This is a genomic window from Kocuria sp. ZOR0020 (assembly GCF_000800955.1).
GTDB classification, from domain to species: Bacteria; Actinomycetota; Actinomycetes; order Actinomycetales; family Micrococcaceae; genus Kocuria; species Kocuria subflava.
In genome coordinates, this window is sequence record NZ_JROX01000192.1 from 1 (window position 1) to 9,189 (window position 9,189).

General features: G+C 63.7%; 7 protein-coding genes and 1 tRNA gene. 4 read left to right on the top strand and 4 right to left on the bottom strand.

From position 1 onward, the window contains the following. The first annotated feature begins 110 nt into the window (after window positions 1-110). The 3 genes from L979_RS11195 (at window position 111) to L979_RS14755 (ending at window position 2,707) form a co-directional block, all read left to right on the top strand. Window positions 111-641, top strand: a complete 531-nt coding sequence (locus tag L979_RS11195) for a hypothetical protein (RefSeq protein WP_231559517.1) — start codon at window positions 111-113, stop codon at window positions 639-641. A 3-nt stretch (window positions 642-644) separates the two neighbouring features. Then, window positions 645-851: a hypothetical protein gene (locus L979_RS11200; protein ID WP_047692296.1), complete on the top strand. Its 207-nt coding sequence runs from the start codon at window positions 645-647 to the stop codon at window positions 849-851. 176 nt (window positions 852-1,027) lie between these two features. After that, a complete protein-coding gene (locus L979_RS14755) occupies window positions 1,028-2,707 on the top strand; it encodes a recombinase family protein (RefSeq protein WP_052209828.1) in 1,680 nt (559 codons plus the stop codon). Here the strand turns inward: L979_RS14755 and L979_RS11210 are convergent. Then, a tRNA-His gene (locus tag L979_RS11210) sits at window positions 2,700-2,775 on the bottom strand. The genes L979_RS14755 and L979_RS11210 overlap by 8 nt on opposite strands. A gap of 101 nt (window positions 2,776-2,876) precedes the next feature. Then, entirely contained in the window at window positions 2,877-3,527 is a 651-nt protein-coding gene (orn, locus tag L979_RS11215) for an oligoribonuclease (protein WP_052209826.1), read from the bottom strand. A 194-nt stretch (window positions 3,528-3,721) separates the two neighbouring features. On the opposite strand from orn, the gene mptB reads away from it, so the two are divergent. Continuing rightward, window positions 3,722-5,293, top strand: coding sequence for a polyprenol phosphomannose-dependent alpha 1,6 mannosyltransferase MptB (mptB, locus tag L979_RS11220; protein WP_231559516.1), 1,572 nt, complete (start codon window positions 3,722-3,724; stop codon window positions 5,291-5,293). A 4-nt stretch (window positions 5,294-5,297) separates the two neighbouring features. Here mptB and L979_RS11225 read toward each other — a convergent pair whose 3' ends face one another. Both L979_RS11225 and L979_RS11230 read right to left on the bottom strand, forming a co-directional pair. Next, the gene (locus L979_RS11225; protein WP_052209827.1) at window positions 5,298-8,678 is read right to left on the bottom strand and encodes a DNA polymerase III subunit alpha; all 3,381 of its coding nucleotides are present in this window, start codon (window positions 8,676-8,678) and stop codon (window positions 5,298-5,300) included. Between the two features lie 59 nt (window positions 8,679-8,737). Then, window positions 8,738-9,010 carry a DUF6504 family protein gene (locus L979_RS11230; protein ID WP_156125559.1) on the bottom strand — a complete coding sequence of 91 codons (273 nt, stop codon included), beginning with the start codon at window positions 9,008-9,010 and terminating at the stop codon, window positions 8,738-8,740. Window positions 9,011-9,189: the final 179 nt, after the last annotated feature.

Consider the following 9,189-nt stretch of genomic DNA (forward strand, 5'->3'; position numbering starts at 1 on the left):
GACGCGACCGCGTTCGCCGCACCTCAGCAGGCTGTGCCGTCCACCGCGACGGCTATCGGAATGTGAGCAACCGAGCCATGACCGATCAGTTCCTCCCCGAGCACGACGACATGCCACCCGAGGCAGGCCCGGCGTCCCCGCGATTCGATGCGCCCGAGCCACCGCACCCGGTCAACTGGAACCTGCTGACCGCCAACGATCTCGAAGCCGAGTTGCTCGAACTGAACCGCTGGGTGGACTGGCTTCGCCACACCTACGGGCTTCCCGCCAGTGTCGTGCCGCCCTACTGGCACCGCCACCCCGAACTTCTCTGGGAACTGTCGGCGCTGCACCTGCACTGGCTGTGCGCATACGATCCAGAGCAGAACGGCTCGGCACACCTCGGCTGGCACCGCGACTTCGCGGATGCTCGCGCCCGCCTTCGTGATTGGGTGGCGGCCTGCGGCACGCGGCTCGACCGGGACCGCCCGACTCGTCAGACGAGCTGGCCAGGCGAAGACCCCGCACAGCCCATCGAAGATTCACCGATCACGGATCGTGACGAGGACTTCGTGCGGTTCGTGATCGACATGGTGAACGCACGCCAGGAGGCAGAGGATGCCTTCTTCGCGGGCGTCGATCCGGAGACCGGCGAGGTGTGAGACATGGCGCGCCGCTATGAACGGAAGACGGGGCAGCGCCAGCAGAGCGAGCGCGAGCTGACGATCCGGGCCGAGTTCCACGAACCGCCTGACTTGGACAAGCTCTGCGAGCTGCTGATCCGCCTCGCCCTCCAGCAGTCGGGCTCGTGCCGCTCGCAAGCCGCGACGCGACCGAAGCGCCCTCGTGCCAGGGCGAGCGCGTCGTCGTAGAATGTAGGCATCCGTCGCGGATGGCGGATGTTGTGGTCCTAGCGCTTCGCCGCCACGGCGAGGCAAAGTAAACGTGGCCGATTCGGCCTAGTCATACAGCCTTCGGGCTCTTCTCACGATCAACATCCGCTCTCACAAGTCCGCGTCGGCAGGACCAGTGACTGTGGAGAAGAGCCATGACGATCATCGACGCGGACCGAACCGCGATAGACAGCCTCGTAACGCCCACCCCGTTCCCCGGATCGTTCGCCGTCTCCTACCTGCGGGTCTCCACCAAGGAGCAGGCAGAGAAGGGCGGCCAGGCGGACGGCTTCTCGATCCCCGCGCAGCGCGAGGCGAACCAGCGCAAGGCCGACCAGCTCGGCGCAACGATCATCGAGGAGTTCGTCGACGCGGGCGAGTCCGCGCGCAAGGCCGACCGGCCCGAGCTGATGCGGATGATCCAGTACGTCGCGAAGCACAAGACGAACTACTGCATCGTCCACAAGGTCGACCGGCTCGCCCGGAACCGTGCCGATGACGTGACCATCCACCTCGCACTCAAGGACGCCGGCGTCACGCTGGTCTCGGCCACGGAGAACATCGACGAGACCCCATCGGGGATGCTGCTGCACGGCATCATGTCCTCGATTGCCGAGTTCTACTCCCGCAACCTCGCCACTGAGGTCGTCAAGGGCCTGTCGCAGAAGGCCGCGCAGGGCGGCACCGTGACGAAGGCACCCATCGGCTACCGCAACGTCGGCGTGCGCGACGAGTTCGGGCGGGAGGTACGTACCGTCGAGATCGACGAAGAGCGTGCGCGATTGGTCCGGTGGGCGTTCCAGGTGTTCGCATCCGGTGACTGGACGACGAGCCAGCTCCACCAGGAACTCGTGGCGCGCGGCCTCACGACTGCGGCGTCGCCGCGGCGACCATCCCGACCCATCGGCAAGTCGTCGGTGCATCGGATGCTGACGAACCCGTATTACAAGGGCAGCGTCCGCTATCAGGGCGTGACCTACGCGGGAGTGCACGAGGCGATCGTCCCCAACGAGGTGTGGGATCAGGTGCAGACCGTGCTCGGCACGCATCGCTCGGCTGCGGATGCGACGCAAGTCCATGAGCACTACTTGAAGGGGACGGTGTTCTGCGGGCAGTGCGGGTCGCGGTTGCTGGTGTGCAACGCGAAGAGCAGTCAGGGCACGATCTACCCGTACTTCGTCTGCGCCAGCCGTCACGGTGGCAGAGGTACCTGCACCCGGCAGGCGATGCTGATCGAGCAGGTCGAACGACTCGTCGAGCGCTTCTACGTCAAGGTGCAGATCGACCCGGAAACGATCGAGGCGGTTTCGGGGATGATTCATGCGAGGTTCGACGAGATGATGGCCGAAGGAGCCGCCGAACTCGCCGACCTCGCGTCCCGGAGAACCCAGCTCGAAGGCGAGCAGCAGAAGCTGCTCCAAGCCCACTACGCCGGAGCCATCCCGCTCGACCTCCTCAAGAGGGAGCAGGACCGGATCACCGCGTCGCTGGAGACCATCGAGCACCGGATCACCGCGCACCACGGCCACTACGCCGACGCGAGAGCGAACCTCGACGACACACTGAAACTGCTGTCCAACGCCGCCGACATCTACGAGCACGCCGACGACGCGAACCGTCGGCTCCTCAACCAGGCGCTGTTCAAGACGATCTACATCGACGAGGACAACGACGTGCGGGTCGGCTACAAGACGCCGTACGACGGGCTGAACATCGAAGGCTTGCAGGCCGACGCCCTCACCTGGGCCGCCGAGGCAAAGAAGATGGGCCAGGTCCGAACCCCGACCAAGGGCGGTCCCTTGGTCGAAAGTTCAAACCTGACCCATTTGGGGTGAGCGACGGGGGTTGAACCCGCGACCTCCTGGACCACAACCAGGCGCTCTGCCGACTGAGCTACGCCCACCAAGATGCGTTTGACGGTGACGGTGTGAACCGCCCGCCGTGAAAGCAACGCGGACCACTATAACCCATGAACGCAGGGTGTGTGTGCCGCGTGTGAGATGGCTAGCTTTCGGGGTTGGCGGCCGGGGCGTCGTCGTCGGCTCCGGTGCGGGAGGCGACGATCTTGGCGGCCACCTCCTTGGCTGCATCCGAGGTCGGCCCGGGATCGGGGACAAAAACCGCACCGCGGTAGTACCGCAGTTCGTCAATGGAGTCCTGGATGTCACCGAGGGCACGGTGGTTGCCGGTCTTGGGCGGAGACTGGAAGTAGGCCCGCGGGTACCAGCGGCGGGAGAGCTCCTTGATGGTGGAGACATCAATGACCCGGTAGTGCAGATGCTCCACCAGCGCAGGCATGTCCCGGACCAGGAAGGTGCGGTCCGTTCCCACTGAGTTGCCGGCCAAGGGCGCCTTGCCGGGCTCCGGGACCCACTCACGGATGTAGTCCAGAACCTGCTGCTGGGCCTCCTCCATGGTGGTGCCGTGGGGGAGTTCCTCCAGCAGACCGGAGGTGGTGTGCATGTTGCGCACAAAGTCATTCATCTGTGCCAGGGCTGCGTCCGTGGGTTTGATGACCACGTCCACCCCGTCACCCAGGACGTTGAGCTGGTCATCGGTCACCAGAACGGCAACCTCGATCAGGGCGTCATCCTCCAGGGAGAGCCCGGTCATCTCGCAGTCGATCCACACGATTCGTTGATTCGAAATAGCCACCCACGCAACTGTAATGCCAGTCTCTTTCGCATGGCTCCCCGGCAACTTCGGTGTGCCCCCGGTAGGATGGCCCACGATCGACCGCAGATTCACGGCCTTGGACCGCGGGCATCCTCCCCTCACTGTGTTGCAATCACGCGGTTCACGGAGTGGCTGCCACGCACCCGCCCCCGGGCCCACATCAGAGGGGACCTGTGTCAGCAGCCAACGCCGACTCCAGCGCCGCGGCCACTGAGCCCGGCACGACGACGAATGCCGTAGTCATCTCTCAGCAACGACTCCGGCGGTCCCCGTTGCGCACCGTGATTGCAGGAACCGTGGGTTCGATTCTGCTGTTCGTGGGTTCTCTGGGTGTTGGGTGGTTGGCAGCGGTCTCCGAGCTGCGGCAGAACCCGATGGTGATCGCACTGCGGTTCACCACCCCCGGCGCCATCATCTCCATCATCTTGGTGGCCCTGGGTGGGATGCTTCTGGTGCGTGAATGGTTGCGGCTGGGCCAGAAGCTCAACCACTGGGGGCCGGACACCCGCAAGTGGATCAATGCCGCCATGATTGCGTGGTCGCTGCCCATGATGGTGGCCATTCCCATGTTCAGCCGGGACATCTACTCCTACATCGGTCAAGGCCGTGTGATGCAGTCCGGGTTGAATCCCTACGAATACGGCGTCTCCTACATTGAGAACTTCTTCCAACTGGGCGCTGACCAGCTGTGGAGTGAGTCCCCGCCGCCGTACGGGCCGCTGTTCCTGTGGATGGAGCAAGGGGTTGTGGCCATCACGGATGCCCAACCGGATCAATCGGTGCTGTTGTTCCGTGCGTTGTGCATCATCTCCGTGATCGCCATGGCCTGGATGATCCCCAAGTTGGCTCGGATGCACGGAATCAACCCCACCCGCGCCCTGTGGTTGTCCGTGGCCAACCCTCTGTTCCTGGTCAACTTCATCCTGGCCGCCCACAACGACGCCATCATGATCGCCCTGGCTCTGGGTGGCGTGCTGGCTGCGGCCACGTGGCGCAACTGGAAGGGTGGTTTGCTGGGGGCATTCCTGGTGACCATGTCTGTGGCCATCAAACCCATCACCTTGGTGTTCTTGCCGTTCATCGGTCTGCTGTGGGCCGGTAAGGGCGCCTCCTGGCCACGGAAGTTCCTGATCTGGTTCCTGACCCTTGCCTGGTCCGTGGTGATCATGGCGGTCATGGGACTGGTCTCCGACTTCGGCTTCGGCTGGGTTTCGGCCATGTCCACACCCGGTTCCGTGTTCATCTGGTACGCCCCCGTGGGCATGTTGGGCCTGTTGGCCAGTGCCGTGGTGGGCCTGCTGGGCGGCAACGGCGGGGAAGCCATGGACCTGGTCCACAGGATCGGCCAGCTCATGGCGGTGCCGGTGATTCTCTACATGATGTTTGTTGGCAAGGATCAGAGGATCATCTGGCGTTTGACCTGGGCGTTTGCGGCAATCGTGATCTTTGCACCCATGATTCAGGCGTGGTACGTGGTGTGGCTGATCCCGTTGTTCGCGGTCACCGGGATCCGCTCCGACTGGCAGGTGGACGTGCTGTTCTTCCTGACCGCGTTCTTCATGATCTACGCGGTTTCCGATCAGATTGACGTCTTCCCGTACCTGGACATCGACCTCAGCTCCGGACGGACCATTGCCGCGGTGATCGCCATTGCCTACGGCGCCTACCTGTGGTTCCTGGACCCGGCCACCAGACGGTTGTTCCGCGGCAAGTACCGCCACACGTTGCAGTCCACGGTCATCTGAGGGCTCACACTGCAAGGCGGATCACCTCCGCACCGGCGCGGGCGTCGTCGTCGTGGTGGGTAGCCGGCCCCACGACGACGACGGGGCTGGGCACCTGTTGGCCCATGGCATCCGGCAATGCCAAAAGATCCCACGCCATGGAACCCACCACGCTGATCCCACGGGCACCTTCCCGTTTGGTCACGCCGCGGACCAGCATGTAATTGGTGCGGAACACCTTGTTCTTGATCCGTTCCTGGGCATCCGGGAAGAACACCGTGTTGGAAACCCCGGTGCCATCGTCCAGGCTCACAAACACCACCCGTTGACCACTGCGCATGGGTGGGGTGTTGGTGGCCCGGCGCACCCCAGCGATCAAGACCTCCGATCCGTTGGGCAGATCCACCAGATTCTTGGCGGGCACCACCCCCAACCTGCGGAACAACGGGTGGAAACGCTGCATCTGGTGTTCGCTGACACCCAGACCCAACTGCTGCAACTCCAGATCCACCTGACGCTGACCGTGCAGATCCAAGGCGGTGACACCGTCCAGGACAGGTACCGGCACCGCAAAGTCCAGGGACAACTGGTGGCGCGGGACGTGCTCAGCAGGGGCACTCATGGAACGCACATAGGTCAGAAGGTCATGACGACGGCTGCGGTCATAACCGATGAAGGCATCCAAGGCGCCTACCCGGGCCAAGTTCTGGAACGTGGTGCGGCGGGGACGGACCTGATCACGGAAGTCGTGAAGGGTTCTGAAGGGCTGGAACTCGGCAATCCGTTCCCGTTCGGTCTCCGTGCTGCCCATCAGTTCCCCCAACGCCATACGGATCCCGGTACGCCCATCCGGCAAAGGGTGTGTGGCGTACTCCAAGCCGGAGTGCTGGACGTCCATGGGCAACAGCGGAATGCCCAGGCGGCGGGCCTCCGCCACCAAAAGGTCCTTGGGCCACATCCCTGGATCATGGGTCAGCAGACCCGCCAAGAACTCAGCCGGGTGATGGGTCTTCAACCAGGCACTCTGATATGTGGGCAGGGCAAACGCTGCACCGTGAGCCTTGGCGAACCCGAAGGACCCGAACCCCTCAAGAATCATCCAGACCTTGTGCAACGCGGCGGGATCGAATCCTCGCTCCGGGCCCTTGGAATACACCAGGTCCTGGATGAACGGCATCTTCTCCGGTTTGCCCAACCAACGCCGGTAGACATCAGCTTTGCCCAGACCACAACCGGTGACCTGGTCAAGGATCTGCATGACCTGCTCGTGGAAAACCACCACCCCCTTGGTCTCCCACAGGAACGGTTTGAGCTGCGGGTGGATGTAATCCGGACGGGCATAACCGTGACGGGCCGCCAGATAATGCTGCGGCATGTTGTTCTTCATGGGGCCTGGACGGAACAGGCTGATGTCCACGGTCAGGTCATTGAACTTCTCCGGTTGCAGCTTGCCCACCAGCTCCATCTGACCGGGGGACTCCACCTGGAAGATCCCCAACGTGTGGGTGGTGCGGATGGTCTGGAACGTGGGCTCGTCATCCAGAGGAATTCGGTCCAGATCAATCCGCTCACCGGTGTTGCGCCTGATCTCCTCCACGGCGAAAGCCATGGAGGACTGCATCCGAACCCCCAGGATGTCCAGTTTGATCAACCCCATGGGGTCCATGTCGTGTTTGTCGAACTGGGACATGGGCAGCCCCAACCCGGAGTGCTGGACCGGGGTGCGCTCCAGCAGGGAGGTGTTCGAGAGGATCACCCCGCACGGGTGCATGGAGATGTGCCGGGGCAGGGAGTCCAACCGTTGTGTCAGTTCCACCAGAAGGTCCAGTTGTTGGGACCCGCGGACCTCTTGGGCAATCTCCTCCAACTCGGGTTTCTCCTGAAGCGCCTGGCGGAACTGTTTGGCATCAAAGCGCCACAGTTCCTTGGCAATGCGGTCGATCTGCTCCTCCGGCAACCCCAGGGCCAGCCCGGCATCCCGGACCGCACCCCGGGACCGGTAGGTGTTGGTCATGGACATCAGGCAGACCCGTTGGTCCCCGAACTCCTGGAACAACCGGTGGTAGATCTCATGGCGTCTGGCTGACTCCACGTCAAGGTCGATGTCCGGCAAGCTCAGACGTTCCGGGGAGAGGAAACGCTCCCACAACAGCCCGTTGGACAACGGCTCAACGCCGGAAGTGCCCAACAGGTAGTTCAACACCGACCCCACACCCGAACCGCGGGCCTGGATCCGGATGCCCATGGACCGGATGATGTCCGCCACACGTGCCACGGTCAGGAAGTAGGAGGGAAACCCCAGATGCTCCACGGTGGCCATCTCATGGGCCAGGCGTTCTTCCACTTTCCGGCGCATGGAGGGCGAGGCCCGCGGGTAATGGTGGTCGATTCCGGCCCGGGCGCGCTCCCACAGGGCAGTCATGGGATCCCCGGTGATACCGATCACGGAGGCCTCCGGCATCTTGGGCTGCCCCCACCCCAGGTCACTGACGGGATCCAGCGCGCAGCATTCGGCCAGACGTTCCGTGGCGCCCAGAAGGTCCCCGGCGTTGCGCTGGTGATCACCCACTGTGACCACCATCCGGGCAACCTTGAGCATCTCCGTGTCCGGCTTCAGCCACGCCTGCCCGGTGGGGTCAAGCTCCACCACCTCATCCAGTGGCAGCAGGGCGCGGGTGGAATCAGCAACATCTGCCGTGACCGCTTCCTGCGGTTGCCCGTAACGCACCGCGTTGGTCAGCACCGCAGGCAGGGACACGGCCTCTGCCAGCCCCAACATCCTGGTGGCCGGGGTGACGCTGCCTGGTTGTCCAGGCTCAGCCAGATGGCAGACCACCTCAAGGTTCAAGGACCCCGCTGGCATGGTGCGAACCCATCCACTCAGGGCGTTCTTGGCTGCAGCCAGCTGGCGTCTCTCCACCAGCTTTCCCACGTCTGAGGCGGGGCCCAACAGGACGCTGAGCACAGGGGAGTGCGCTGCATCTGATGAACTGGCCGTTGGCGAACCAGCGCCGGGGGGATCATCTGCTCCCCAGCCGGCTGCATGCCGGGCCAGCTCGGTCGGACTGATGGACGGGTGTTTGCTTCCCGCAGCATGAGCAGCTGAAACCACCCGGCACAATGCTGCGTATCCGGCACCGCCCAGATGGCCATGAGCCAGGACGACCACCCGCCCCAGAGGAGCGCCGTCGTCGTGATGAACAGCCAGGTCCACACCCAGGACGGGGGCCAGGCCGGCCTGAATGCAGGCACCAATGTGTTTGACGGCACCGTACAGCCCGTCCCGATCGGTCAGGGCAAGCGCGGGTGCGCTGTGGGAGTGGGCCAACTGCACCAGACGCTCCGGGGAAGTTGTGCCGTAATGGGCGGAGAATCCGGAATGGACGTGCAAGTGCGTGAAGGACATGTGCGACTCGGTTGCTACTGGGTGTTATCGGTGAAAGTTCCTCCTGATCTGGGCGGTCACTATTCCCACTGGACGTACAACGCCCATCCACCGTCCGGGCGGCGAAGGAGATCGTAAAGGCGGAACTCAGCGCTGTCGCAGGAGGCCTCAACCCGCCACAACTCCTGATCTATCCGGGCAAGATCCCCGGCCTCCCGCCACCACTTGCGGCGTCGGAAGAAGGCTTGAGGTACGCCCACCACCTCGTACTCGTACGGGCCCCACATGAAAGATCGCGGCTCACCGTCAGGGGCGACGGCCACCGAAATCGGCTGGTCGATCATTGTTGGCATGATCACAACCTCCCCATCCATCCGAACATGTGTTCGAGTGTATGGATGGGTTCGGACAGCACAAGAGGTGGGGCAAAGGCGCTGATGAAAGCGGAATTGTTGCCTGTGGGCAGTCACCCAGGCACCCCTCCGCGTTCAGCAACCACCTACCCACCCACCTTCCCCCGCCGAGTTGGCCG

Excerpts from the sequence above, each read along its gene's own strand:
- L979_RS11195 (WP_231559517.1), top strand. The coding sequence starts at position 111 with ATGCCACCCGAGGCAGGCCCGGCGTCCCCGCGATTCGATGCGCCCGAG.
- L979_RS11200 (WP_047692296.1), top strand. The coding sequence starts at position 645 with ATGGCGCGCCGCTATGAACGGAAGACGGGGCAGCGCCAGCAGAGCGAG.
- L979_RS14755 (WP_052209828.1), top strand. The coding sequence starts at position 1,028 with ATGACGATCATCGACGCGGACCGAACCGCGATAGACAGCCTCGTAACG.
- L979_RS11225 (WP_052209827.1), bottom strand. The coding sequence starts at position 8,678 with ATGTCCTTCACGCACTTGCACGTCCATTCCGGATTCTCCGCCCATTAC.
- L979_RS11230 (WP_156125559.1), bottom strand. The coding sequence starts at position 9,010 with ATGCCAACAATGATCGACCAGCCGATTTCGGTGGCCGTCGCCCCTGAC.